This is a genomic window from Paracoccus lichenicola (assembly GCF_009708075.1).
In the GTDB taxonomy this organism is placed as follows: domain Bacteria; phylum Pseudomonadota; class Alphaproteobacteria; order Rhodobacterales; family Rhodobacteraceae; genus Paracoccus; species Paracoccus lichenicola.
The window spans coordinates 24,578-49,701 of sequence record NZ_WMBT01000008.1; the positions used below are offsets into that span (position 1 = coordinate 24,578).

General features: G+C 68.0%; 24 protein-coding genes. 11 read left to right on the forward strand and 13 right to left on the reverse strand.

Translation table 11 applies throughout. From position 1 onward, the window contains the following. Positions 1 to 37 precede the first annotated feature (37 nt). From aroQ to GIY56_RS12870, 4 genes are read left to right on the forward strand one after another with little or no spacing between them, the layout of a single operon-like run. A complete protein-coding gene (aroQ, locus tag GIY56_RS12855; protein WP_154765255.1) occupies positions 38 to 484 on the forward strand; it encodes a type II 3-dehydroquinate dehydratase in 447 nt (148 codons plus the stop codon). Further along, complete coding sequence (locus GIY56_RS12860; RefSeq protein WP_154765256.1) at positions 481 to 1,530, forward strand: Gfo/Idh/MocA family protein; 1,050 nt, start codon at positions 481 to 483, stop codon at positions 1,528 to 1,530. Before aroQ ends, GIY56_RS12860 begins: the two co-directional genes overlap by 4 nt. After that, entirely contained in the window at positions 1,527 to 2,270 is a 744-nt protein-coding gene (locus GIY56_RS12865) for an amino acid ABC transporter ATP-binding protein (RefSeq protein WP_196053622.1), read from the forward strand. The genes GIY56_RS12860 and GIY56_RS12865 overlap by 4 nt, the downstream gene beginning before the upstream one ends. A gap of 9 nt (positions 2,271 to 2,279) precedes the next feature. Next, complete coding sequence (locus tag GIY56_RS12870) at positions 2,280 to 3,113, forward strand: shikimate dehydrogenase family protein (RefSeq protein WP_154765257.1); 834 nt, start codon at positions 2,280 to 2,282, stop codon at positions 3,111 to 3,113. A 231-nt stretch (positions 3,114 to 3,344) separates the two neighbouring features. On the opposite strand, the gene GIY56_RS12875 is transcribed toward GIY56_RS12870, so the two are convergent. The 5 genes from GIY56_RS12875 to GIY56_RS12895 form a co-directional block, all read right to left on the reverse strand. Then, positions 3,345 to 4,271 carry a LysR family transcriptional regulator gene (locus tag GIY56_RS12875; RefSeq protein ID WP_154765258.1) on the reverse strand — a complete coding sequence of 309 codons (927 nt, stop codon included), beginning with the start codon at positions 4,269 to 4,271 and terminating at the stop codon, positions 3,345 to 3,347. Positions 4,272 to 4,572: 301 nt separating this feature from the next. Beyond that, a complete protein-coding gene (locus tag GIY56_RS12880; protein WP_154765259.1) occupies positions 4,573 to 6,447 on the reverse strand; it encodes a bifunctional sugar phosphate isomerase/epimerase/4-hydroxyphenylpyruvate dioxygenase family protein in 1,875 nt (624 codons plus the stop codon). Positions 6,448 to 6,550: 103 nt separating this feature from the next. Beyond that, on the reverse strand, positions 6,551 to 7,753 hold the full coding sequence (gene pcaF, locus GIY56_RS12885; protein WP_154765260.1) for a 3-oxoadipyl-CoA thiolase: 1,203 nt from the start codon (positions 7,751 to 7,753) through the stop codon (positions 6,551 to 6,553). A gap of 1 nt (position 7,754) precedes the next feature. Beyond that, complete coding sequence (locus GIY56_RS12890; RefSeq protein WP_154765261.1) at positions 7,755 to 8,426, reverse strand: CoA transferase subunit B; 672 nt, start codon at positions 8,424 to 8,426, stop codon at positions 7,755 to 7,757. Further along, a complete protein-coding gene (locus tag GIY56_RS12895) occupies positions 8,423 to 9,157 on the reverse strand; it encodes a 3-oxoacid CoA-transferase subunit A (protein ID WP_154765262.1) in 735 nt (244 codons plus the stop codon). Before GIY56_RS12895 ends, GIY56_RS12890 begins: the two co-directional genes overlap by 4 nt. A 103-nt stretch (positions 9,158 to 9,260) precedes the next feature. Here GIY56_RS12895 and GIY56_RS12900 point away from each other — a divergent pair, with 103 nt between their 5' ends. Together GIY56_RS12900 and GIY56_RS12905 are read left to right on the forward strand one after the other, a co-directional pair. Next, complete coding sequence (locus GIY56_RS12900) at positions 9,261 to 10,019, forward strand: IclR family transcriptional regulator domain-containing protein (protein ID WP_154765263.1); 759 nt, start codon at positions 9,261 to 9,263, stop codon at positions 10,017 to 10,019. A 131-nt stretch (positions 10,020 to 10,150) separates the two neighbouring features. Beyond that, complete coding sequence (locus GIY56_RS12905) at positions 10,151 to 11,365, forward strand: M24 family metallopeptidase (protein ID WP_154765264.1); 1,215 nt, start codon at positions 10,151 to 10,153, stop codon at positions 11,363 to 11,365. Between the two features lie 41 nt (positions 11,366 to 11,406). On the opposite strand, the gene GIY56_RS12910 is transcribed toward GIY56_RS12905, so the two are convergent. Beyond that, positions 11,407 to 12,180, reverse strand: coding sequence for a creatininase (locus tag GIY56_RS12910; protein WP_154765265.1), 774 nt, complete (start codon positions 12,178 to 12,180; stop codon positions 11,407 to 11,409). A gap of 99 nt (positions 12,181 to 12,279) precedes the next feature. Here GIY56_RS12910 and GIY56_RS12915 point away from each other — a divergent pair, with 99 nt between their 5' ends. From GIY56_RS12915 to GIY56_RS12935, 5 genes are all read left to right on the forward strand, one after another. After that, positions 12,280 to 13,173, forward strand: a complete 894-nt coding sequence (locus GIY56_RS12915; RefSeq protein ID WP_154765266.1) for a LysR substrate-binding domain-containing protein — start codon at positions 12,280 to 12,282, stop codon at positions 13,171 to 13,173. A 111-nt stretch (positions 13,174 to 13,284) separates the two neighbouring features. Then, entirely contained in the window at positions 13,285 to 14,409 is a 1,125-nt protein-coding gene (locus GIY56_RS12920; protein ID WP_154765267.1) for a polyamine ABC transporter substrate-binding protein, read from the forward strand. A 77-nt stretch (positions 14,410 to 14,486) separates the two neighbouring features. Further along, complete coding sequence (locus GIY56_RS12925) at positions 14,487 to 15,329, forward strand: ABC transporter permease (RefSeq protein WP_154765375.1); 843 nt, start codon at positions 14,487 to 14,489, stop codon at positions 15,327 to 15,329. Then, positions 15,326 to 16,141, forward strand: coding sequence for an ABC transporter permease (locus tag GIY56_RS12930; RefSeq protein WP_154765268.1), 816 nt, complete (start codon positions 15,326 to 15,328; stop codon positions 16,139 to 16,141). Before GIY56_RS12925 ends, GIY56_RS12930 begins: the two co-directional genes overlap by 4 nt. Next, a complete protein-coding gene (locus GIY56_RS12935; RefSeq protein WP_154765269.1) occupies positions 16,138 to 17,235 on the forward strand; it encodes an ABC transporter ATP-binding protein in 1,098 nt (365 codons plus the stop codon). Before GIY56_RS12930 ends, GIY56_RS12935 begins: the two co-directional genes overlap by 4 nt. Before the next feature lie 258 nt (positions 17,236 to 17,493). Here GIY56_RS12935 and GIY56_RS12940 read toward each other — a convergent pair whose 3' ends face one another. The 7 genes from GIY56_RS12940 to ctaD form a co-directional block, all read right to left on the reverse strand. Then, entirely contained in the window at positions 17,494 to 17,970 is a 477-nt protein-coding gene (locus GIY56_RS12940; protein WP_154765270.1) for a 6,7-dimethyl-8-ribityllumazine synthase, read from the reverse strand. 4 nt (positions 17,971 to 17,974) lie between these two features. Beyond that, positions 17,975 to 19,093, reverse strand: coding sequence for a 3,4-dihydroxy-2-butanone-4-phosphate synthase (gene ribB / locus GIY56_RS12945; protein WP_154765271.1), 1,119 nt, complete (start codon positions 19,091 to 19,093; stop codon positions 17,975 to 17,977). Positions 19,094 to 19,319: 226 nt separating this feature from the next. Beyond that, on the reverse strand, positions 19,320 to 20,261 hold the full coding sequence (locus GIY56_RS12950; protein WP_154765272.1) for a 2-hydroxyacid dehydrogenase: 942 nt from the start codon (positions 20,259 to 20,261) through the stop codon (positions 19,320 to 19,322). Between the two features lie 74 nt (positions 20,262 to 20,335). Further along, on the reverse strand, positions 20,336 to 22,042 hold the full coding sequence (locus GIY56_RS12955; RefSeq protein ID WP_154765273.1) for an alpha-amylase family protein: 1,707 nt from the start codon (positions 22,040 to 22,042) through the stop codon (positions 20,336 to 20,338). 46 nt (positions 22,043 to 22,088) lie between these two features. Continuing rightward, the gene (locus tag GIY56_RS12960) at positions 22,089 to 22,265 is read right to left on the reverse strand and encodes a hypothetical protein (protein WP_154765274.1); all 177 of its coding nucleotides are present in this window, start codon (positions 22,263 to 22,265) and stop codon (positions 22,089 to 22,091) included. Positions 22,266 to 22,323: 58 nt separating this feature from the next. Beyond that, positions 22,324 to 22,644, reverse strand: coding sequence for a hypothetical protein (locus GIY56_RS12965; RefSeq protein WP_154765275.1), 321 nt, complete (start codon positions 22,642 to 22,644; stop codon positions 22,324 to 22,326). Next, on the reverse strand, positions 22,641 to 25,121 hold the full coding sequence (ctaD, locus tag GIY56_RS12970) for a cytochrome c oxidase subunit I (RefSeq protein ID WP_154765376.1): 2,481 nt from the start codon (positions 25,119 to 25,121) through the stop codon (positions 22,641 to 22,643). The genes GIY56_RS12965 and ctaD overlap by 4 nt, the downstream gene beginning before the upstream one ends. Between the last annotated feature and the right edge of the window lie 3 nt (positions 25,122 to 25,124).

Below are 25,124 nucleotides of genomic sequence, written 5' to 3' on the forward strand. Positions count from 1 at the left end.
TCCGCGCCGCCGGGCATTTTCCCCCAAGGTCACGCCCATGCCCAAGCTTGTCTATATCCTCAACGGTCCCAACCTGAACCTGCTGGGCAAGCGCCAGCCGCATATCTACGGGTCCGAGACGCTGGCCGACGTGGAACGCGACTGCGCGACCTTGGCAAGCGAACTGGGCGTGGAAACGCGGTTCCTGCAATCGAACGCCGAAGGCCAGATCATCGACTGGATCCACCAGGCGCGAGAGGACGGCGCGGGCATCGTCATCAACCCCGCCGCCTATACCCACACATCCGTGGCGATCCTGGACGCGCTCAACGCCTTTGACGGCCCGGTGATCGAGGTCCACATCTCGAACGTCCACAAGCGCGAGGCCTTCCGCCACCATTCCTATGTCAGCCTGCGCGCGGACGGCGTGATCGCGGGCTGCGGGACCGAGGGCTATCGGCTGGCCCTGCGCCGGATCGTCTCGCTGACCAGGGAAGGCACATGACACCCCGCATCGCCGTCATGGGCGCGGGCCTGATCGGCAGGCGCCACGCGATGCATGTCGCGGCGTCTGCCGATGCGGATCTTGCCTGCGTCATCGACCCGCATCCGGTGGGGCGGGAAGTGGCCGAGGAGTTCGGCGCGCCCTGGATGCGGTCGCTGGATCAGGCCCTGGCAAGCGCCCGCCCGGACGGCGTGATCGTGGCGACGCCCAACGGGATGCATTTCCAGCATGGCATGGACTGCATCGCGGCGGGGATCCCCGCGCTGGTCGAAAAGCCGCTGTGCGACACTGTGGCCGATGCCGAACGGCTGGTCGCGGCTGCGGATGCGGCGGGCGTGCCGCTGCTGACCGGGCACCACCGCCGCCACAATCCGCTGATGCAGCGGGCGAAACGGCTCCTCGACGAAGGCGCCATCGGCCGGCCGGTCGTCGCCAACGCGATGTTCTGGGTCCACAAGCCGGACGATTATTTCGACGTGGTTTGGCGGCGCGAAAAGGGCGCGGGGCCGGTCTTTCTGAACCTGATCCACGACATCGACACCCTGCGTTACCTTTTGGGCGACATCACCGCCGTCACCGCATCCGAATCGAACGGCGTGCGCGGCCACCCGGTCGAGGACACGGCGGTCATCCTGCTGGAATTCGCCAGCAGCGTCCTGGCCACCGCCAGCGTCTGCGACGCCACCGTCGCCGCCTGGAGCTGGGAGGCCAGCAGCGGCGAGAACCCCGCCTATCCGCAGGTGGACCAGGACTGCTACCTGATCGGCGGCACGCATGGGTCGCTGGCGCTGCCGTCGCTGACGCTGCGCACCGCGCAAGGCGAACGCAGCTGGCATTCGGCCCTGGACACCAGCCGCATCGCCGTGCCCGCCGAAGACCCCCTGGCCCGCCAGGTCGCGCAATTCGCCCGCGTCATCCGGGGCGAGGAACCGCCCCTCGTTTCAGGCCGCGAAGGACTGGAAACCCTGCGCGTGATCGAAGCCGTCAAGCAATCCGCCGCCACCGGCACCCGCATCGTCCTTGATCCCGAAGGAGGGAGATCATGACCGAAGACTATCTGATCCGCATGGAAAACGTCGAGAAATGGTATGGCGCGTTCCATGCCCTGAAGAACGTGAACCTGACCGTCCGGCGCGGCGAAAAGATCGTGCTGTGCGGCCCCTCGGGGTCGGGCAAATCGACGCTGATCCGCTGCATCAACCACCTGGAAACCATCAAGTCCGGCACCATCGTCGTGGACGGGACCAAGCTGGACGACGGGCAGAAGGCCATCGACACCGTGCGCCGCGAGGTCGGCATGGTCTTCCAGCAGTTCAACCTGTTCCCGCACATGACGGTCCTGGAAAACTGCACCCTCGCCCCCATGCGGGTGCGCGGCATTTCCAAGGCCGAGGCCGAGGCGACGGCCCGCAAATACCTGGAGCGCGTCCGCATCGGCAACCAGGCGGAAAAATACCCTGCGCAACTGTCGGGCGGCCAGCAGCAGCGCGTGGCGATTGCCCGCGCGCTGTGCATGGAACCCATCGCCATGCTGTTCGACGAGCCGACATCGGCGCTTGACCCCGAGATGGTCAAGGAGGTTCTGGACACCATGGTTAGCCTGGCGCGCGACGGCATGACCATGATCTGCGTCACGCACGAGATGGGCTTTGCCCGCCAGGTCGCCGACCGGGTGATCTTCATGGCCGAGGGCGAGATCCTGGAGGAAAACACCCCCGAGGAATTCTTCCGCGCGCCGAAACACGAACGCGCCCGGAACTTCCTGGGCGAAATCCTGCACCACTAGGGGGCACCGATGATAAGCGGCACGACCCGGCTGATCGCCCACATCGGCTATCCGACGACCACCTTCAAGGCGCCGATGATCTACAACCCCTGGTTCGAGGCCCAGGGCATCGACGCCGTGGTGGTGCCGATGGGCTGCAAGCCTGCGGATTACGCGGCGTTCCTGCCGCTGGTCTTCCGGCTGTCGAACATCCACGGCGCGCTGATCACCATGCCGCACAAGGTGGCGACCATCGGCCTGGCCGACCGCGTGTCGGTGACGGCGCGGATCGCGGGCGCGGCCAATGCGCTGCGGTTGGGCGTCGATGGCGCGCTGGAGGCCGACATGTTCGATGGCGAGGGCTTCGTCTTGGGCGTGCTGGCCAAGGGGCAGCGGCTGGACGGGATCGACGCCCTTGTGGTGGGCGCGGGCGGGGTCGGGTCGGCCATCGCGGCCTCGCTGGCCCGCGCCGGGGTGACGCGGCTGGCGCTGTTCGATCCCGACCCGGCGGCGACCCAAGGCTTGGCCGGGCGGCTGATGGCGGCCTATCCGGCCCTGCGCGTGGAAACCGGCAGCCGCGATCCGGCGGGGTTCGATCTGGTCGTGAACGCATCCCCCCTGGGCATGAACCAAGGTGATCCCCTGCCGGTGGACGTGACCCGCATCGACCCCGCCGCCTTCGTGGGCGAGGTCGTGATGAAGTCCGAGATGACTCCCTTCCTGCAAGCCGCCGCCGAACGCGGCTGCCGATACCAGGTCGGCACCGACATGCTGTTCGAGCAGATCCCGGCCTATCTGGATTTCTTCGGTTTCGGCAAGCCCACGGCGGACGAGCTGCGCCGGACGGCGGCGATCCGTTATTGAAAGGCAGTCCAGGGCGGGATCAGGAAACGCACCGCGTTTCCCCCGCCCTTTGCGCGAGGGTGCCACTCAAAGACGGTGCCGTCCCACGACCACGGAAGGCCAGCGCCCGACCCGGTGGGCGAGAAGCGCCCGCCGAGGGCGGGGCGGGCGCTGGCCGGGCCTTTGAGGCCCGGCGGTGCAGGCTGCGATGTTGCAACGTGGCGAAGGCGATGGCCTTCGCCATTCAAGGGCCTACCCGCCCGGACTGCCCCAATCGTCGCGCGCCACCGCCTGCGCCAGCTCGCGCCGGAACCGGTCGATGGCGTATTCCGCGAAACTGGACAGCTGCCGCCCCTTGCGGGTCAGCACCCAGGCGGTGATGCCCGCGCTTTCCGTCAGGGGACGGCGGGTGACGCCGGGCAGATAGACCTCGGCCACCGAAAATTCGTCGATCACCGCGACGCCCAACCCGTGGCGCACCAGGCTGACCACCGTTTGCGCGAAGCGCCCGCGCATCGTGTATCGCGGCGTGATCCCCGCATCGCGGAACGGTTTCGCCAGCGCCGCGCCATAGGGGTCGTCGGGATGGACGCCCACGAAATCCTCGGCGGCGAGGTCATGGACCGAGATCGTGGGCTTCGACGCCAAGGGATGCCCGTCCGGCACGATGGCGACCAGCCGCCCGCGCGCCAGCGGCTCGCAGGTCAGGGCGGGATTGTCCACGGCCGAGGACATGATGACGAACTCGCCCCGGTCCAGCAACAGGTAGTCGGTCGTCTCCTCGATCTTCAGGATGTTGAGGTCGATGAACAGATCCGGAAAACGCTGCCTGACGCCCCGGATCGCGCGCGCCGCGATGAACTGCGCTATGGACGGGGCGGATGCGAAGGACAGCCGCACATCCTCGCCCTTCCTCAGCGCGCCCACGGCGCCGTTCAGGTTCTCCATCTGGCGATAAACCTGGTGGATCATCTCGAAGATCGCCTCGGCCTCGGCCGAAGGCACGAACAGCCCGCCCTTGCGCTCGAACAGCCGGATGCCCAGCGAGGATTCGGTGTATTTCACCAGCCGGGATATGCCCGGCGCGCTGACGTTCAACAGCTTGGCCGCGCCCTGGATGGTGCCCGCCATCATCACGGCGCGGATCACCTCGACCTGGCGCAGGGTCATTTCGCGCATGGTTCCTCCAGCATGTCGATTCCTGTTGTCATTAGCCGCCGGGCCATCGGACTTGTCAAAAGCAGTCACCGGGTGCCGGGCGGGATCAGGAAACATATACGTTTCCCCCGCCCCTCACGCGGCGGCGCCACCAAAGACGGTGCAGCCCCGCGACCACGAGAGGCCGGCGCCCGACCCGGTGGGCGAGAAGCGCCCGCCGGGGGCGGGGCGGGCGCTGGCCGGGCCTTTTAGAGGCCCGGCGGTTCAGGTGGCGATGTTGTGGCGTGGCGAAGGCAATGGCCTTCGCCAGACGAACAGCTTTCTACCGCGCGGGCATTCCGGCGGGGCGTTCGGTGCGCTTCTGCGCGGCGATGCGGAAGGGGGCATTGGGCGCGCCGTAGCCACCGTAATTGCCGTTGCGCTGCACGATTTCAAGGAACAGCCCGCCCGGCTGCGCCTCGCTGTAGAACTGGAAGAACTGGCCGCCCGGCTCCTCGTCATACATGATGTTCAGCGCCTGCATTCGCCGGCGCAGCGCGGGGTCCAGGCCGAAGCGCGCCTCGACATCGTCGTAATAGTTCGCGCCGATCTTCAGCACCGGAAATCCGCGGTCCCGCATGGCGGCGGCACTGCCGAAGATGTCGTCCGTGCGGAAGGCCAGGTGCTGGACGGACGACCCGAACGTGTCCTCGATGAACCGCCCGGCCAGCGTGCGCCGCGACTCCGCGCCGTTCAGCGTGACGCGCAAGCTGCCCGCGCGGATCGCCTGGCTGCGCACCAGGCCGTCGGGGTCCACCACGTCCAGCATCGGCGACTTGTCCGCCGCGAAGATCGAGGTGTAGAACAGCGACCAGCTGAGCATCTCGTCATAGGCCATGGTCTGGGCGATGTGATCGACCGCGACCAGGCCCGCGCCTGCATGGCTTGGCTGGTCCAGCGTGAAATCCACGTCCCACAGGCTGACCGCGCCCGCTTGCAGGAACCGCAGCGCGCTGCCGCCCACGCCGCGGATGCCGGGAATTTCCAGTTCCCCCGGCCCATGCAGTTCGGCGTGCCCCGGCGCGTCCAGAAAGGTCGCCCGCGTGACCGCGCCCTGCGGGTCGGGGACCGTCAGCCCCACCTCGGAGACACCCGTGCCGTGGTTCAGCCAGGCGGCATGGGCATAGCCCGAGGGTTCGCTGTTCACCAGCAGGTTCGCGCCCCCCTGCCGCCACAGCCGCACCTGCTTGGACCGATGCCGCCCCACGGGCGCGAAACCGGCGGAAGACAGGAAACCTTCCAGCCGCGCCGCATCATCGGGGGAGGTCGCGAATTCCACGAACTCGACCCCCTCCACCGCGACGGGACCGGGGAAATCGGGCAGGACGGCGGGCAGTTGCGGTTCGGCGCGGCGCACGGCGTCCATCAGGTGCACCAGCGACCGGTGCCCGTCCTGCGCCACCAGTCGGGGCATCCCGCGCCGGAACTGGTCGTTGAAGATCTCCAGGCTGATCGGCCCGACGTAACCGGCGGCCATCACCGCGCGCATGAAGCCGGTCACGTCCAGATCCCCCTCGCCCGGCATGTTGCGGAAATGGCGCGACCAGTACAGCAGGTCCATCTCGATCGCGGGGGCGTCGGCCAGCTGGACGAAGAAGATCCTGTCGCCGGGGATGCGGCGGATCGTGTCGGGGTCGATGCGGCGGGCCAGCGTGTGGAAGCTGTCCAGGATCAGCCCGATGTTCGGGTGATCGGCGCGGCGCACGATTTCCCAGGCGTCGCGGTGGTCGTTGACATGGCGGCCCCAGCACAGCGCCTCGTATCCCACGCGGATGCCGCGCTGCGCCGCGATGCCGCCCAGTTCGGCCAGGTCGTCGGCGGCGCGGCTGATGCCGCCCATGGCCGCCGGGTGGACCGACGAACAGAACAGCACCAGGTCGGTGCCCAGTTCCGCCATCAGGTCGAACTTGCGTTCAGCGCGGGCAAAGGCGCGGCTGCGCAGGGGTTCGGGCAGCCCCTCGAAGTCGCGGAAGGGCTGGAACAGCGCGATCTCCAACCCGTGGTCGCGGACCATCCGGCCCACGTCGCGGGGCGTGAAATCCGAGGCGACGAAGTCCTGCTCGAAGATCTCGATCGCGTCGAATTTCGCGGCCTGCGCGGCAGCCAGCTTTTCGGCGAACTTGCCGGGCAGGGACACGGTGGCGATGCAGGATTTCATGGGCCAGATCCAGACAGGCGGTTTCGCCCATAATGCCTGCACGGGCATGACAAGCAAGGACCGATCCGGTCAGGACATTAACAGGATGTTAAGGCCGGGGGGATCACACCCGTTCCAGCGCCACGGCAATCCCCTGTCCCACGCCGATGCACATGGTGGACAGCGACCGCCTGCCCCCCGTGCGGACCAGCTCCAACGCCGCCGTGCCGGTGATGCGCGCGCCCGACATGCCCAGGGGGTGCCCAAGCGCGATGGCCCCGCCGTTTGGGTTCACCCGCGGATCGTCGTCGGCGATGCCGAGGTTGCGCAGGGTGGCGAGGCCCTGGCTGGCGAAGGCCTCGTTCAGTTCGATCACGTCGAAGCAGGCCTGGGTCAGCCCAAGCCGCGCCATCAGCTTTTTCGAGGCAGGCGCGGGACCGAAGCCCATGATGCGCGGGGCCACGCCCGCCACCGCCCCGCCCAGCACGCGGGCGATGGGCGTCAGCCCGTGCCGCCGGGCCGCGTCCTCGGAGGCCAGGATCAGCGCCGCCGCCCCGTCGTTCACGCCCGAGGCATTGCCCGCCGTGACCGTGCCGCCCTTGCGGAACGGTGCCTTCAGGCTCGCCAGGGCGTCCAGCGTGGTTTCGCGGGGGTGTTCGTCGCGGTCCACCAGCTTGGGATCGCCCTTGCGCTGCGGGATCGCGACCGGGGTGATCTCGACCGCCAGCCGCCCGTTGGCCTGAGCGGCGGCGGCCTTCTGCTGGGACCGCAGAGCGAAGGCGTCCTGGTCGGCGCGGCTGATGGAAAAATCTTCCGCGACGTTCTCGGCCGTTTCGGGCATCGAGTCCACGCCGTATTGCGCCGCCATCAGCGGATTGACGAAGCGCCAGCCGATAGTGGTGTCGTGGATCTCGGCATGGCGGGAAAAGGCGCTTTCCGCCTTGGGCATCACGAAGGGCGCGCGCGACATGGATTCCACGCCGCCCGCGATCATCAGCTCCGCCTCGCCCGCCTTGATGGCACGGGCGGCCCCGATCACCGCGTCCATGCCCGACCCGCAGAGACGGTTGATGGTGGTGCCCCCAACCTCGACCGGCAGGCCCGCCAGCAGCGACGCCATGCGGGCCACGTTGCGGTTGTCCTCGCCCGCCTGGTTGGCGCAGCCGAAGATCACGTCATCGACCGCCTGCCAGTCCACGCCCCCATTCCGCGCCATCAGCGCGCGCAAGGGCACCGCGCCCAGATCGTCGGCCCGCACCATCGCCAGCGCCCCGCCAAAGCGGCCGATGGGCGTGCGGATATAGTCGCAGATGAAAACGTCGCGCATGTCACACCTCGGGGCAGGTCAGGTCGGCCACGGCACCGTCCAGATGCAGGGGCGCGCCGGTCAGGGATTGCAATTCGTCCAGGGACAGCGCGGCCAGCTTTTCGCGCAGCACGAAGCGGCCGTCCACGATGTCCACCACGGCCAGGCTGGTATAGACGCGGGTCACGCAGGCGACCCCCGTCAGCGGCAGGGTGCAGGCCGCGACCAGCTTCGGCTTGCCGTCCTTGGTCACGTGGTCGGTGATGACGGCCACGCGCTTCGCGCCATGGACCAGATCCATCGCCCCGCCCACGGCGGGCACGCCCTTGGGACCCGTGGACCAGTTCGCCAAGTCGCCGTTTTGGGCCACCTGATAGGCCCCCAGGATCGCCACGTCCAGATGCCCGCCCCGCACCATGGCGAAGCTGTCGGCGTGGTGGAAGAACGCGGTGCCGGGCTTGATCGTCACGGCCTTCTTGCCCGCGTTAATCAGATCCCAGTCTTCCTGGTCGGGCGCGGGCGCCTCGCCAAAACCCAGGATGCCGTTTTCCGTGTGAAAGATCGCCTGCCGCCCCTCGGGCTGGAACCGGGCGACCATTTCCGGGAAGCCGATGCCCAGGTTCACATAGGCCCCGTCATGGATGTCCTGGGCCGCGCGCCAGGCGATCTGGGCGTTCGTCAGCTTGGCGGTCATGCCGTTACCTCGGGGTAATGCGCATTGGCGCGGTTGAGATCCTCTTCCTGCGCGGGGTTCGGGACCTCGACGAAGCAATCCACGAAGATTCCGGGGGTCACGACCGCCTCGGGGTCGATCCCGCCGGGTTCGACAACATGGCTGACCTGCGCGATCGTGCGCTCTGCGGCCATCGCCATGAGGGGCGCGAAGTTCCGCGCGGCCATGCGATAGGTCAGGTTGCCGAAGGTGTCGCCGGTTTCCGCCTTGATCAGCGCCACGTCCGCCTTCAACCACCGCTCCTGCACATAGGACCGCCCGTCGAATTCGGCCACTGGCTTGCCCTTCGCCAGATCCGTGCCGAAGCCGGTCGGCGTGTAGAAGGCCGGGATCCCCGCCCCGCCCGCGCGGATGCGTTCGGCCAGCGTGCCCTGCGGGACCAGTTCCAGTTCGATCTCTCCGGCCAGATAGCGTTCCGTGAACACGCGCGGATCGGCGGACCGGGGAAAGGAACAGATCATCTTCGCGACCATCCCCTGTTCGATCATCGCCGCGATGCCGACATGGCCGTTGCCCGCGTTGTTGTTGATGACCGTCAGGTTTCGGGGGCTGCCCGTCGCAAGGTAGCAGTCGATCAGCGCATGGATCAGCTCGATCGGCGCGCCCGAGCCGCCGAAACCGCCGATCATCACGGTCATCCCGTCTTCGATCCCCGCCACGGCGGCGGCGAGGCCGGATATCCTCTTGTCCATCAAGACCCTCCTGTGCCGGGCAGGGATAGGCCAGCCGGGGGTTGCCGTAAACCGCCGTTGTGCGCTATGGTGCATTTGTTCCCATATCGCACAAAGGGCGCGGATGATCACCGAACGCGACAGGATGGGCGGGCTGGCCAAGGGCCTGGCGGTGATCGAGACCTTCACGGCCGACCGCCCGCGCCAATCCATTGCCCAGGTCTCGGCGGCGTCCGGGCTGGACCGCGCCACCGCGCGCCGCTGCCTGCTGACGCTGGCCCATCACGGTTATGCCGATTACGACGGCAAGTTCTTCACCCTGACCCCCCGCGTGCTGCGGCTTGGCACGGCCTGCCTGGCGACCATGCCCCTGCCGCAGATCGTGCAGCCCTTCCTCGACCGCCTGTCCGAGGAGATCGGGCAAAGCTCGTCCGCCTCGATGCTCGACGGGTCCGAGATCGTCTATGTCGCCCGCGCGGCCCAACGCAGGCTGATGGCGATTTCCCTGATGCCGGGATCGCGCCTGCCCGCCTTTTGCACCAGCATGGGCCGCGTCCTGCTGGCCGCCCTGCCCCCGGACGAGGCGCGCGCCCGCCTGGGCCAAGGCCCCCTGCCCGCCCGCACCCCACTGACCCGCACCGATCCCGACGCGATCATGGCCGAACTGGACCATGTCCGCCGCCAGGGATTTGCCCGGATCGACCAGGAGGTCGAGATCGGCCTGTGTTCCGTCGCCGTGCCCCTGCTGGACGCGCGCGGCAGGGTCGTGGCCGCGCTGAACGTCGGCTATCCCGCCATGGCCGACGGCGCCGACCAGGTCCGCACGCGCTTTCTTCCCGCGCTGCTGTCGGTCCAGCAGGCCGTGCGGCCGATGCTGGGCTAGAACGCCGCGCCGGACGCCCGTTCAAGGGCAGGCGCTGGCGCAAATGAGCGGATTGCCAAAACAAATTTCTATCGCGCGGGCCGGTTGGCTAGCGTCCCTCCCATCAATCCGATTGGGAGAGGACCCGGACAATGGCTGACGACATGCTGCACGTCATGGAATGGCACAACGGCGAAAAGGACTTTTCGCCCTTTTCCGAGGCCGAGATGAAACGGCGCCAGGACGATGTCCGCGCCTGGATGGCGGAACACGATGTCGATGCGGCGCTGTTCACGTCATACCACTGCATCAACTATTACTCGGGCTGGCTTTACTGCTCGTTCGGGCGGAAATACGGCATGGTCATCACCGACCGCGCCGCGACCACGATCAGCGCGGGCATCGACGGCGGCCAGCCCTGGCGGCGCAGCTTTGGCGGCAACGTCACCTATACCGACTGGCGGCGCGACAACTTCTATCGCGCGGTCCGGCAGCTGACCCCCGGCGTCAAGCGGTTGGGGATCGAGTTCGACCACGTCAACCTGGACTACCGCCGCCAGCTGGAAGCCACGCTGCCCGGCGTGGAATTCGTGGACATCGCGCAGCCGTCGATGTGGATGCGGTCGATCAAGTCGCCCGAGGAACACAAGCTGATCCGCGAAGGCGCGCGCATCTGCGACGTGGGGGGTGCGGCCTGCGCGGCGGCGATCGGGGCGGGCGTGCCGGAACACGAGGTCGCCATCGCCTCCACCAACGCGATGATCCGCGAGATCGCCAACGCCTTTCCCTTTGTCGAACTGATGGACACCTGGACCTGGTTCCAGTCGGGCATCAACACCGACGGCGCGCATAACCCGGTCACGAACAAGAAGATCCGGTCGGGCGAGATCCTGTCGCTGAACTGCTTCCCGATGATCTTCGGCTATTACACCGCGCTGGAACGGACGCTGTTCTGCGACCATGCGGACGACGCCAGCCTGGATGTCTGGGAAAAGAACGTGGCCGTCCACCGCCGGGGCCTCGACCTGATCAAGCCCGGCGCGAAATGCAACGAGATCGCGCTGGAACTGAACGAGATGTATCGCGGCTGGAACCTGCTGCAATACCGCAGCTTCGGCTATGGCCACAGCTTCGGCGTGCTGTCCCATTACTATGGCCGCGAGGCGGGCGTGGAACTGCGCGAGGATATCGAGACGGAACTGAAGCCCGGCATGGTCGTGTCGATGGAGCCGATGGTGATGATCCCCGAAGGACGCCCCGGCGCGGGCGGATACCGCGAACACGACATCCTGATCGTGACCGAGGACGGGGCCGAGAACATCACCGGCTTCCCCTTCGGTCCCGAACACAACATCATCCGCAACTGACCGACGAACGGGCCTGCCGGTGCAGGCCCGTTTTCCCTTGCTCAGAACTCGGCCCGCAGGGCGTCCACGATGCCGCGCGTGCAGACCTCCAGCAGCAGTTCGCCCTTTTCGGCCGTGGCCTCGCGGGGCGAGGACAGGGTGCCCGCCGCGGGCGTCCATTCGGGCTTGACCGGATACACGTCATAGGGCGGAAACGTGGCGGGCTGCACATCGACCGCCCGGGCCAGATCGACGAACTGCGGATACAGCGCCAGCATCAGCGACGTTTCCAGAACGCCGCCATGTTCCAGCGCCCATCCGGGAAAGCCGTCCGGATACAACCGCGCGATGTCGTCATCCCCCACGAAGTCCCAATAGGACAGCACCACGATCTTCATGTCCGCGATGCCGTCCCAGCGAAGCTCGCGCAGCGCCAGGTCGATGCCCTCGATGATGAACCAGGAATTCTCGTAATGCCCGTTCACAAGGCACAGCTTGCGCACGCCGTGGCGGGCGAATTCGCGGATCACGTCGCGCAGGGCGGCGACCAGCGTCGCGCCGTCCAGGCTGGTGGTGCCGGGCAGGTGGTTGCCGCCGCCCGATTTCTGGTGCGACTTGTAGCCATAGGTGAAGGGCGGCGCCACAAGCCCGCCGACCGCAAGGGCCGCGCGGCGCGCGAATTCCGTGGGCAGCAGCACGTCCACATGCAGCGGCATGTGATGGCCGTGCTGTTCCATGGACCCGATGGGGATCAGGATCGGCGTGGCGCCGCCGCTGACGGCGGCATGATAATCCGGCCAGGCCAGTTCCGAAGCGAATGCGGTCTTTTGCGGCATGGGGCACCCTGTCTGTTGATGGTCTGCCCCGCACTAGAGTTTTCGATTGATCGCAAATGAAATATAAAGTCGCAATCCGTCCATTGCGGGGGCAAATCCATGGCGGCCATCACCAACCTTCCGACCGACCTGCTGCGCACCTTCATCGCCGTGGTGGAGCTGGGCGGCCATTCGCGCGCGGGCGCCGCCCTGGGCCGCAGCCAGCCCGCGATTTCCCTGCAGATCCGCCGGCTGGAGGAGCTGGTCCGCGCGCCCCTGCTGGTCCAGGAAGGCCGCGCCATCCTGCCCACCCCCGCGGGCGAGGCGCTGCTGAGCTATGCCCGCGAAATGGTGCGCATCAACGACGAGGCGGTCAGCTATTTCCACCGGTCCGACAAGACCGGCGTGCTGCGCATCGGTCTGCCCACCGATTACGCGGTTGCCTTTCTGCAAGGCACCCTGACCCGCTATATCCAGGGCCATGCCGAGGTCGAGCTGGAGGTGCATTGCGACCTGTCGCGCGAACTGCACCAGCACCTGCGCTCGGACGACCTGGACATCATCGTGGCGGTGATGCCGGATGCGCGGATGCCCTATCTGTCGCGGATGTGGACCGAGCAGCCGATCTGGGCCGCGGCCGAGGATTTCCACCTGCCCGCCCACGCCCCCGTCCCCCTGGGCGCCCATCCCGAGGGCTGCGATTACCGCGCCCGGATGATCCAGGCGCTGGACGCGATCGAGCGGCGCTGGCGCATCGTCTATACCGGGCCGGGCATTTCCGGGCTGCAAAGCGCGGTGGCGAACGGGTTGTGCGTCACCGCGCTGACGCGCGCCACGCTGCTGCCGGGGATGCGCCTGCTGCACGAAACCGAAGGGTTCCCGGCACTGGAACCCTTGCGCGTGGGCCTGTTCTACAAGCACCCGCGCCTGTCTGCGGCGGGGCTGCACCTGGTCAGCGACCTGGTGGCCGACCTGGAAAGCGTGGGGTCAGGCGTCCATGCGGTTCCCGCCTAACCGATAACGCCCGCAAATGGTCGGATTGGAAGAACCGATTTTGCTTGGGCGGCGGCCTCTCCTAGCGTGATCTCCAGAAGAACAACAAAGACAATCCGACAGGGTGACACCATGACCATCACGATTGGGGCCGGTCCCGGCCTTTCGCGGCGCGCGGCACTGGCACTGGGGGCGGCGGCGCTGGCCACGCCCATGCTGTCGCGGCGCGCCTTCGCCGCGCCGACCGAACTGACCATGCTGGCCTGGTACGGCCATGCCGAACCCGACATCGTGGCCGAATTCGAGGCCGCCCATAACGTCAAGTTCGTGCCGAAATACTATACCGGCGGCGACAACATGCTGGGCCTGATCTCGCAATCCCCGCCGGGCACCTTCGACGTGATCCTGTCGGACGCCGAATATGTCCAGCAGCTGAACGCGGCAGGCTATATCGAGGCGCTGGATCCCGCCGACTATCCCTTTGACGAGTTCTTTCCCGAATTCCACAAGTTCCCAGGCCACTGGGACGGCGACACGCTGTATTCGGTCATCACCCGCTTCGGCTTCCTGGGCGTGGCCTACAACACCGACGCCCTGACCGAGGCCGAGGCCTCGACCTATGACGTGTTCTGGGATCCCCGGCTGACCGGCAAGGTCGGCCATTTCGACTGGCACCTGCCGAACCTGGGCCAGATCAGCCTGCTGAACGGCAATCCCCACCCCTACGACATCGACGAGGCGGCGTGGGAGGCGGTCAAGGAAAAGACCCTGTCCCTGCGCCCGCAGGTCGGCGGGTTCTTCGATTACGGCGGCACGTTCTCGTCGCTGGACAACGGGCAGATGCTGGCCTTCGCGGGCATCGGCGACTGGATCACCGGCACGCTGGAACGCAACGGCGCCAAGGTCCGCAGCGTGATCCCCGAACAGGGCGGGTTGCAGTTCACCGAAAGCTTTTCCATCGGCAAGGGGTCTGCCAAGGCCGATCTGGCAAAGGCCTGGATCCAGTACATCACCTCGGCCAAGGGCCAGGCGAAGTCGGCGCAGATGGCCGCCTATCCCTGCATCGTTCCCAACCAGAAGGGGTGGGAGGTGCTGGGCGCCGAAAACCCGGCCGAGGCCAGGCGCCAGGGCATGGTGCCGGGCGCGGGCAGCGCCATCGACATGATCCGCACGGGCCGGATCCAGTATCGCCAGCTTCCGGTCCAGCAATCGCTGGAGGACTGGAACGACTTCTGGTCGGAGTACAAGGGCGCATGACCGCCGCGGTTCTCGACAAGGCGCCTGACGCCCGGGCGCGGCAGGCGGGACCATCCGCCCGCCGCCCCGAGGTTCCGATGCGACGCCGCCTTTCGCTTTATGGTCTGACATTCTCGCTGCCCTTGCTGATCTGGCAGCTTCTGTTCTTCGTCTTTCCGCTGGTCTTCCTGATCGCGCTCAGCTTCTGGACGGTGCGGAACTTCCGGATGCAGCCGGATTTCGACATGGTGAACTGGACGACCATGTATGGCCGGGCGGTCTTCTGGCAGGCCTATGCCACCACCCTGACGCTGGCCGCCGGGGCGGCGGTGCTGACCAGCATCCTGGCCTTTCCCGTGGCCTATGCCATCGCCTTCAAGCTGTCCCCCCGCGTGCAGCGATGGGCGATCATGCTGATGGTGATCCCGTTCTTCACCAGCTATCTGGTGCGGGTCTATTCCTGGCAGGTGTTCCTGTCGGACGCGGGCATCATCAACGTGATGCTGGGCTGGATCGGCCTTGGTCCCTACGGCTTGCTGAACACGCCGGGCGCGACGCTTCTGGGCTTTGTCACGCTGGCCTTGCCGCTGGTCGTGCTGCTGCAGCTGTTCAGCCTGATCTTCATCGACCGCACCCTGATCGAGGCCGCGCACAACATGCGCTGCGGCCGGTTGCGCACGGTGTTCGCCGTGGTGATCCCGTCCGCCCGGGTGGGGCTGGTGATCGCGGCGCTGTTCGCCTTCATCCTGTCCTTCGGGGATTTCGTCAGCCCGATCTATCTGGGCGGCGGCGATCCGACCACGCTGTCGATCCTGATCACCGACACCACGAAATCGGGCCAGCAATGGCCGCGCGCGGCGGTGATCGCGCTGACCATGATCGCCACGCTGATGATCGTGGCCTATCTCGCGGTCCGCTTTGCCTATCGGGGGCGCAAATGAACCGGGAAAACGAGGCCAACCGCAATCCGCTGATCAACGGCGCGTTGCTGGCCTATGTGCTGCTGGCCTATCTGTTCGTCTTCGCGCCGATCGTCGCCAGCTTCGTCTTTTCCTTCAACTCGGACCGGTTCCCGTCGATCCCGCTGGGGGATTTCTCGACCGAATGGTACCGCGCGGTCGCCGCCGATCCGCTGGTGTGGCAGGGCTTGCGCAACACGCTGCTGGTGGGGGTGGGGGTGGGCGTCATCTCGACCGCGCTCGGTTTCGGGGCGGCCTATACGGATCATCGCTACAATTTCCTGGGCAAGCAGGTCTATCTGGCCCTTGCGCTGCTGCCGCCGACCATTCCCGTGGTCATCATGGGGCTGGCGATGCTGGCCTTTTTGTCGCGGGTGAACCTGTCGGGGGATGCGGGGGCCGTGATCATCGCCCATGTGGTGATCTGCGCGCCCTTCGCGATGGCGGTGATCCGGCTGCGGCTGTCGCAGATGGACCCCTCGCTGGAGCCGGCGGCCTGGAACCTGGGCGCGTCGGAATGGGCGGCGATGCGCCATGTCGTCATCCCCTTCTGCCGCCCCGCGATCCTGGGGGCGCTGTTCGTGACCATGGCCGTGTCCTTCGACGAATTCGCCATCGCCTGGTTCGTGTCGGGCCTGAACGAGACGCTGCCCGTCAAGGTGCTGGGCTTTTTGCAAGGCCAGGTCAGCCCGCGCATCAACGCGGTCGGCACCTTTGTCTTCATCGTCTCGATGACGCTTCTGATCCTGGCGCAACTGCTGCTGGGCCGCACCGCCGCCCCAAGGAAGGAATGACGCCCGTGACCCAAGCCCCCCTTGTCTCCCTTGAAGGCGTGGCCAAGCACTTTGGCACCTATACCGCCGTGCAGAAGATGGACCTGCAGATCCACGAAGGCGAATTCCTGGCGCTGATGGGATCGTCGGGCTGCGGCAAGACCACCACGCTGCGGATGCTGGCGGGGCTGGAGGCGCCAAGCGAAGGCGTGATCCGGCTGGACGGCAAGCCGATCAACGACCTGCCAAGCTGGTCGCGCGACACCCCGATGGTCTGGCAAAGCCTGGCGCTGTTTCCGTTCCTGACCGTAATCGAGAACGTGGAATTCGCGCTGAAGATGCGCGGCCTGGGCCGCACCGAACGCCGCCGCCGTGCCGAACAGTGGCTGGACCGGATGCAGATCGCGGAATTCGCGGGCCGCAACATCAGCCAGTTGTCCGGCGGCCAGCGGCAGCGCGTGGCCCTGGCCCGGTCGCTGGTGATCGAGCCTCGGATCCTGCTGCTGGACGAACCGCTGTCGGCGCTGGACGCGGCGCTGAAGGTGCGGATGCAATCGGTGCTGAAGACCCTGCAACGCGAAACCGGCATCACCTTCGTCTATGTCACCCACAGCCAGTCCGAGGCGTTTTCCATGGCCGACCGCGTGGTCATCATGAGCCGGGGCAAGATCGAGCAGATCGGCACGCCCCAGGACATCTACCGCGCGCCGCGCACCCGCTTCGTCGCGGATTTCCTGGGGTCGTCGAACATCTTTCCGGGCCAGTTGACCCGCGACGGGCAGGGCCGGCCCGTCCTGGCCACCAGCAGCGGCGATTTCGCCCTTCCCGCCGGAAACGCCCCCGGCATCGCGGGCCAGGCGGCCAGCCTGACGGTGCTGGACACCCGGATGCAGATCCATCCGCAGCCGCCGCAAGGCGCGCGCAATTCCGTCGCCGCCCGCATGATCGGCGAGGAATTCGTCGGCGCCACCGCGACGATCCATTTCGAGACCGACAACGGACAGGAGCTGCGGGTGCAGAAATCGCACGAGGATCTGGCCGACCTGTCCCTGGCCATCGGCAAGCCCTTCTACCTGTCCTGGTCGCCTGCGGATGGACATCTTGTCCAGGAATGATCCCGCGCCCCGCAATTGGCCGCAAGCCGGGGACATGCCGCAGCGGCTGTCGCAGGCCTGTGCGCACAGCTTCCTTTGCGCGGGCAGGCTGGGTCCGGTCCGGCTTCCCGACGGCCCGGACCCGGCAAGGGGCCAGGCCTTGAAAGGGCTGCCGCAGCCGGGACGCGCCGTCGCGCGGCTGCGATTCACGTGGCCCGTGAACCCCTTGCGCATCCTTCGCTGATCCCCGCCCTGACGGAGGGCGCCGTCACGGGCCGGTCACATCCGGTCCCACCGGCGCTTGAGCGCGATCAGGTGCAGCGCCGCCGCAGCCGCGCCGCCGCCCTTGTTCTGGCCCTGCGGATCGGCCCGCACCTGGGCCTGGGCGAGGGTCTCGACCGTCAGGATGCCGTTGCCGATGCAATGGCCCTGCAACCCCAGAAGCGTCAGCCCGCGCGAACTGTCGTTGCAGACCGTGTCGTAATGCGTCGTCTCGCCCCGGATCACGCAGCCAAGCGCGACATGGCCGTCATACAGATCGCGCCGGGCCGCCAGGGCGATGGCCGCGGGAATTTCCAGCGCGCCCGGCACCTCGACCAGATCGACGGTGGCGCTTGCCTCGGCCGCGACGGCGCGCGCGCCCGCCACCAGCCCGTCGGCGATCTGGCGGTAATAGGGCGCGACCACGATCAGCAGGCGCAGGCTGCCCTCGATCCGGGGCAGCGGCAGGTGGTGATGGTCTATGCTGGCGGCCATGGTCCTATTCCCCCGAAATCCGGCGGGTCGAATGGATCGAAAGCCCGTAGGCGTCAAGCCCGATCACCCGCACCGGCGCCGAATTGGTCAGCAGCACCAGGTCCGACAGCCCCAGCGTGGACAGGATCTGCGCGCCCAAGCCGTAATGGCGCAGGACATGGGACGACACCTCGTCCCGGCGGGGCAGGCGCGGCTCGGTGTCGCGGAACAGCACGACCACGCCCCGGCCCTCGTCGGCGATCAGGCGCATCGCCTGGTCCAGGGTGCCCGCATCCTCGCGCCCGATGCCCAGCACGTCGTGCAGCGGATCCAGCACGTGCATCCGCACCAGGACCGGACCGGGCGCGGCCAGGTCGCCCCGGGTCAGCACGACATGTTCGGCGCCCGTGGTCTCGTCGGCAAAGATGCGCATGGTCCAGTCGCCGCCATGGACCGAACGGACGGCCATCCGGCCGCGTTCGGCGATCAGGTTGTCGTGGCGGCGGCGATAGGCGATCAGGTCGCTGATGGTGCCGATCTTCAGCCCGTGCTTGCGCGCAAAGACCACCAGGTCGGGCAGGCGCGCCATGGTGCCGTCGTCGTTCATGATCTCGCAGATCACGCCCGAGGGGTTCAGCCCCGCCAGCCGCGCCACGTCCACCGCGGCCTCGGTATGGCCCGCGCGCACCAGCACGCCGCCGTCGCGGGCGCGCAGGGGAAAGATATGGCCGGGCGTGGCGATGTCGGCCGCGCCCTTGGCCGGGTCGATGGCCACCGCGATGGTATGGGCGCGGTCCTGGGCGGAAATCCCGGTGGTCACGCCCTCGCGCGCCTCGATCGACATGGTGAAGGCGGTCTCGTGCCGGCTGGAATTCTTGGGGGACAGCAGCGGCAGGCCAAGCGCGTCGATCCGCGCGCCGGTCAGGGACAGGCAGATCAGCCCGCGCCCGTGGGTCGCCATGAAGTTGATGACGGCGGGCGTGGCCATCTGCGCGGGAATGACCAGGTCGCCCTCGTTCTCGCGGTCCTCGTGATCGACCAGGATGAACATGCGGCCCCCGCGGGCCTCGTCGAGGATCTCCTCGATGGGGGAAATCGCGTCGGACCAGGTGCCGTCAAGGGGGTCCAGGGGGGTGTCGGGCATCCGCCGCTCCTGCAAGGAAGGGGGCCGGCAGGGGATGTCCGGCACCTGTCATCATCTGGTTCATGGCCGATCCTGCCGATCGTCACCATGGCTTTTCCCGCGCAAGCCGCGGATTGCGGCGGGGCCTGATGCGTCCCCCACTCTTGCACCCGCTGTCAAGAGCCGAGTTCGGATCGCGCACCGACACGCCCCGTTTCCGGCGGCGGCGCCGCAAGGCCCCTGGCCCTCAGTTCACTGGCGTCGGCAAGGGCCTGCCCGCGAAAAAGGCGTCCAGGTTGTCCAGCGTCAGTCGCGACATCCGGTCGCGGGTCTCGACGGTTCCGCTGGCATGGTGGGGATAAAGCGTGACGTTGGGCAGCGCGGTCAGGGCCGGGTCGGGATGGGGTTCGTTCAGAAAGACATCCAGCCCCGCCCCGGCGATGCGCCCTTCGCGCAGCGCGGCGATCAGCGCGCCTTCGTCCACGACCGACCCGCGCGCGACATTGACCAGCGTGCCGTCCGGTCCCAGGGCGTCCAGCACCGCAGCCGAGATCAGGCCCGCGGTCCCCGCCCCGCCCGGCGTCGCGACCAGCAGGATGTCGGCCCACCCGGCCAAGGCCGCCGGATCGGGGAAATAGGCGTAGCCCACCCCCGGCTTCGGATTGCGGCCCGAATAGCCGATGGCCATCCCCATCGCCTCGCAGCGGCGCGCGATGGCCAGGCCGATGGTGCCAAGCCCCACGATCCCCGCGCGCTTGCCCGCGGCCGAGGCGGTCAGCGGGAACATCCCCTGCCGCCCCCAATCGCCCGACCGGACATGGGCGTCCGCCTGGACCAGCCGCCGCCGCGAAGCCAGCATCAGCAGGATCGCCGCGTCGGCCACGTCATCGGCCAGCGCGACCGAGGTGTTGGTCAGCGTGATCCCCCGCCGCGTCATGGCGGGCAGGTCGATCATGTCGAAGCCCGCCGACGAACAGGCGGCCAGCCGCAAGGCGGGCAGCCGGTCCAGCAGCGCCGCATCGACCGCGACATGCCCGCTCACGACCATGGCGGTGCAGACAGGCCCGGCCCGGGCCAGCAGCGCGTCCCGGTCGGTGGCCTGATCCAGGCGGTGAAGCGTATAGCGCGCCTCCATCTCCTCCATGAAGCGGGGGCGCAGGGGATGGGCGACAAGGACGTGCGGTTTCATGCGGTCTCCAGGGGGGCGATGAACGGACGGAACAGGCCCGCCCGGGAAAGAGGGGTTTTCCCGCAAGGCCCGGATCATGCCGGGCGGGCGGGTCGGGACATGCGGGCCGGGGGCGCATCGCTGGCGGCCTGCGGATGCGCGCGCAGCCACAGCACGCCATGGGCGGGCAGGTCGATGCCGAAGGTGCCATCCCCTGCCCGCTCGAAGCGTCCCTCGCCCAGGAGGGTCGTCAGGGTGCCCAGGGCATCGACCCCCTCGAACCGGCACTCGGACCGGCAGGGCCGCTTGCCCAGGTTGTGCAGCAGCAGCACCGTCCGCCCGCCCCAGTCATGGCGCAGCGCCAGGATGGCGGCGTCCGGAAAGGGGATGAAGCTCCAGTCGCCGAAGGCCACCTCGGGCATGGCGCGGCGGCGGCGGATCAGGCGCCCTATCCACGTCAGCAGGGACTCGGGGTCCTGCTCCTGCGCGGCGACATTGACGGCCCGCGGACCCCATCGGGCGCCCGACACCGGCGGGCGCAGCACCTTGTCGGCGGGCGCCGTGGAAAAGCCGCCGTTCGGTTCGTCCGACCATTGCATCGGGCTGCGCACGGCCAGCCTGCCGGGGATGTCCAGGTTCTCGGCCATGCCGATCTCCTCGCCGTAGAACAGGACGGGCGCGCCGGGCAAGGCAAAGACCAGGCTGTAGGCCAGCCGGATCCGGGCGGCGTCCCCTTTCAGCATGGTCGGCAGGCGGCGGCGCAGCCCGCGGCCGAACAGCTGCATGTCCTTCTTGGGACCGAAGGCGCGGAACACCTGCTGGCGCTCGGCCTCGGTCAGCCTGTCGAGCGACCATTCGTCGTGGTTGCGCGCGAAATGCGCCCAGCCGTCGTCGGGATGCAGCCTGGGCATCGCCCGCAGCCCGTGGACCAGGGGACCGGCATCCTCGCGCACCAGGGCCAGGGCAAGCGCCTGGTTCATGTTGAAATCCAGGCACATGTTCAGCTCGCCCCCGCCGTCGTCGCCGTAAAAGCGGCGCACGTCCTGATAGGGCAGGTTGACCTCGCCCAGCAGGACGGCATCACCGTGGCGGCGCATGATGAAGCGGCGCAGGTCGCGCAGCCAGTCGTGAAGGTCCAGTTCGGGCGGGGCGTCCAGCCCTTGCGTTTCCAGCAGGAAGGGCACGGCATCCACGCGGAAGCCCGACAGGCCAAGCTGCAACCAGAAGCCGACGATCCGGTGGATCTCGTCGCGGACGCGGGGATTGCCGATGTTGAGGTCGGGCTGGTGGCGATAGAACCGGTGCAGGTAATACTGGCCCGTCTCCTCGTGCCATTCCCAGTTGCTGTTCTCCTTGTCCGGGAAGACAAGGTCGTCGGGTCCGCCCGGCGGGATCTCGTCGCGCCAGACATACCAGTCGCGCCAGGGCGAGTTCCGGTCCGCGCAGGCGGCCTGGAACCAGGGATGGCGGTCGGACGTGTGGTTGACCACCAGGTCCGCGATCACCCGGATTCCCCGGTCCCGCGCCGTGCGCAGGAAGACCGCCAGGTCGCCCAGCGTGCCAAGACGCGGATCGACGCCGTAGTAATCCGTGATGTCATAGCCGTCGTCCCGGTTGGCCGTGGGATAGAAGGGCATCAGCCAGATGCAGGTCACGCCGAGGCCCGCCAGATGGTCGATGCGCTGCGTCAAGCCGCCGAAATCGCCGATGCCGTCGCCGTTGCCGTCCTGGAAGGTCTCGACATCGAGGCAGTAGAAGACGGCGTTCTTCCACCAGACATCGCCCGTGCGGCTGATATCCATGCAGGCTCCTTCCTTCCGTGCGGGCGGGATGGGCGGCCTTGCGGCGCTATTGCGAACCCGTCAGGCGCTTCTGGAACTGGTCGGCGCTCAGCCGTTCGATGCCAAGGCGTTCCAGCGCCTCGATGACGATCTGCGAGGGCGTCTTGCCCGCCTGGCCCGCCGCGATGTCGAGACCGCGGCGAAGATCGTCGGGCAGGTCGATGGGGGGTGATGCGCTGTCCATGCGGATGGTTCCCTGGCCTTCGCGGTATCAACAGCGCCGGGGGCCACGGGTTCCCGCCCTAAAGGCACAGCGAGGTCGCCGCGACCGGCAACAGGCTCCACACCGTCGCGACCAGCGCCACCGCCGCCAGGATCGCGGCGATCCGCTGCACCCCCGGCAGGGACGAGGCGAAGCGCGGCATCCGCAGGCCGGCCAGCAGAACCACCTGCACCGCGATGGCGGCAGCCCACGCGACCAGCAGCGCGGCGCGCCCCTGCCCCAGGCTCAACCCCGCCGCGGCCCAGTGGTCCGAACACACGATCCCCTCCAGGCCATAGACCGCGCTGAAGGCGGCGATCCAGACGCTCAGCGGCAGCGACAGGCGCAGGATGTCGGTCATGCCAGCCACCCCGGCAGCCAGGCCGCGCCAAGGCCCAGGGCGGCGGTCAGGGCGGCATAGTCGATCCACAGCCGCACCACCCGCGCATCGCCGCAGCGCCGGGCCGAGATGAAGCCCGCGCGGATGCGGGCCATCAGGAACAGCGCCATCAGCCCCGCGACTCCGGCATGAAAGACGGCATAGCCCGCGATCACCCACAGCGTCGCGTCATAGGCATGGGCGTCGTGGGTCGTGCCCCCGAACACCGTCCAGGCGGCGCCGCCCAGGGCGGCAAGCCCGGCCAGGCTGGCCACCAGCCCCGGCCAGGGCGCGCGGCCCCTGCGGATCGCCTGGTCGGCCCCACGGATGCCCCCGCAGGCCAGGACCGCGCCGCCCGCCGCCAGGGCCGGTCCCCCGGTGCCGGGTTCCAGGATCGCGGGCGGCGGCCAGTTCGGGGCGACCGTCCACAGGAAGGCATAGCCGAACAGCAGCGACCCGAACAGCACCGCATCGGCCAGCAGCAGGAACAGCGACCCCCACCAGCCGGGGGGGTGGGAAATCTCGGTATGGGGGGGCAGGGTCACGCCCCGGCCCGCGTCCAGCAGCCCCTCGTCATGGCGAGAGCCGCCGGCCCAAGCCCAGACCATCGCCAGCATCGCCACGCCCCCGGCCGAGGCGAACATCAGCCACCACCCCTTCCACACCGGCGCCATGAACATGACGCTGGTGACGACCGCCATGGCAAAGGGCACGATCGAGTTGCGGGGCATGACGGCGATGAAGTCGGGCCTTGCCCCCGACACGCTGACGGCCAGCGTTTCGCGCCGGTTGCGTGTCGGATGGCCCAGGAACCCCTCGCCCCGGGCGATCTGGACGGGCAGGCCGGGGTTGTCGTGCAGGGGATAGCGGCTGTCCACCACCGGGATCGAGGCGACGTTGTAGGCGGGCGAGGGGATCGGCGTGGCCCATTCCAGCGTGCCCGCGTTCCACGGGTTGCGCCGCCCGCGCACCGCGACAAGGGCGTTCGCCGCCACGTCCAGGACCACCAGGCCAAAGCCGATCGCCAGCACGAAGCCGCTGACCGAGGCCAGCAGGTTGATCCCTTCCCACCCCGAACCGGCCTCGATGCTGTCCACCCGCCGCCGCATTCCCAGAAGCCCCGCCCAGTGCAGCAGCAGGAAGGTGCCGTGAAAGCCCGCCATGACCAGCCAGAAGGCCACCTCGCCCATGCGGAAGAACCGCTTGCGCCCGGTCAGGACCGGCAGCCAGTAATAGATGCCGGCGATCATCGGAAAGACATAGCCGCCGATCAGGACGTAATGCAGGTGCGCCACCACGAAATAGGTGTCGTGCGCCTGCCAGTCGAAGGGCACCATGGCGACCATCACCCCGGTCAGCCCGCCCATCACGAAGGTCACGAAAAAGCCCATGATCCACAGCATCGGCAGATGCATCCGGGGGCGGCCCTTCCACAGCGTGCCGATCCAGGCGAAGATCTGCACCCCCGTGGGCACCGCCACCAGCGTCGAGACGGCGGAAAAGAAGGCCAGCCCCATGTGCGGGATGCCGGTGGTGAACATGTGATGCACCCACAGCCCGAAGCTGAGCACCGCCAGCGAAATGGCCGCCGCCACCACCCAGCCATAACCCAACAGCGTGGTGCGCGCCATCACCGGCAGGATGGCCGAGATGACGCCCGCCGCGGGCAGGAAGATGATATACACCTCGGGGTGGCCGAACAGCCAGAACAGGTGCTGCCACAGCAGGCTGTCGCCGCCGTGTTCGGCCTGGAAGAAGGGCATGTCGAAGGCGCGTTCCAGTTCCAGGATCAGCGATCCCAGGATCATCGGCGGGAAGGCGGTCAGGATCATCACCGCCACGACCAGCATGTACCAGGCAAAGATCGGCAGCCGGTCCAGCGTCATGCCGACGGCGCGATAGCGCAGCACGGTCACGACCACCTCGACCGCCGCGCCGATGGCCGAGATCTCAATGAAGCTGATGCCCAAAAGCCAGATGTCGGTGTTGATGCCGGGGGAATGGGCCGATGACGACAGCGGCGGATACATGAACCAGCCGCCGTCGGGCGCCACCCCCGCCAGCAGCGCCACGATCATGATCGTGGCTCCGATCATGTAGCACCAGAAGCCATAGGCCCCCAGCCGGGGAAAGGCCAGGTCGCGCGTTCCCAGCATCGCGGGCAGCAGAAAGACGGTCAGCGCCTCGAAAAAGGGGATGGCGAACAGGAACATCATGATGGTCCCGTGCATCGTGAAGATCTGGTTGTAGACCTCGGGACCCATGAAGGCCGACCGGGGGGATGCCAGCTGCGCCCGGATCAGCATGGCCAGGATCCCGCCCGCCAGGAACATCCCGGCGGCGCCCAGGATGAACATGGTGCCGATGGTGTTGTTGTTGACCGTGGTCAGCACGCCCTTCCAGCCGGGATCGTTCCGCCAGATCGGATACAGCGCCTTGTGCAGGCGTAGCGCGGTCAGGCG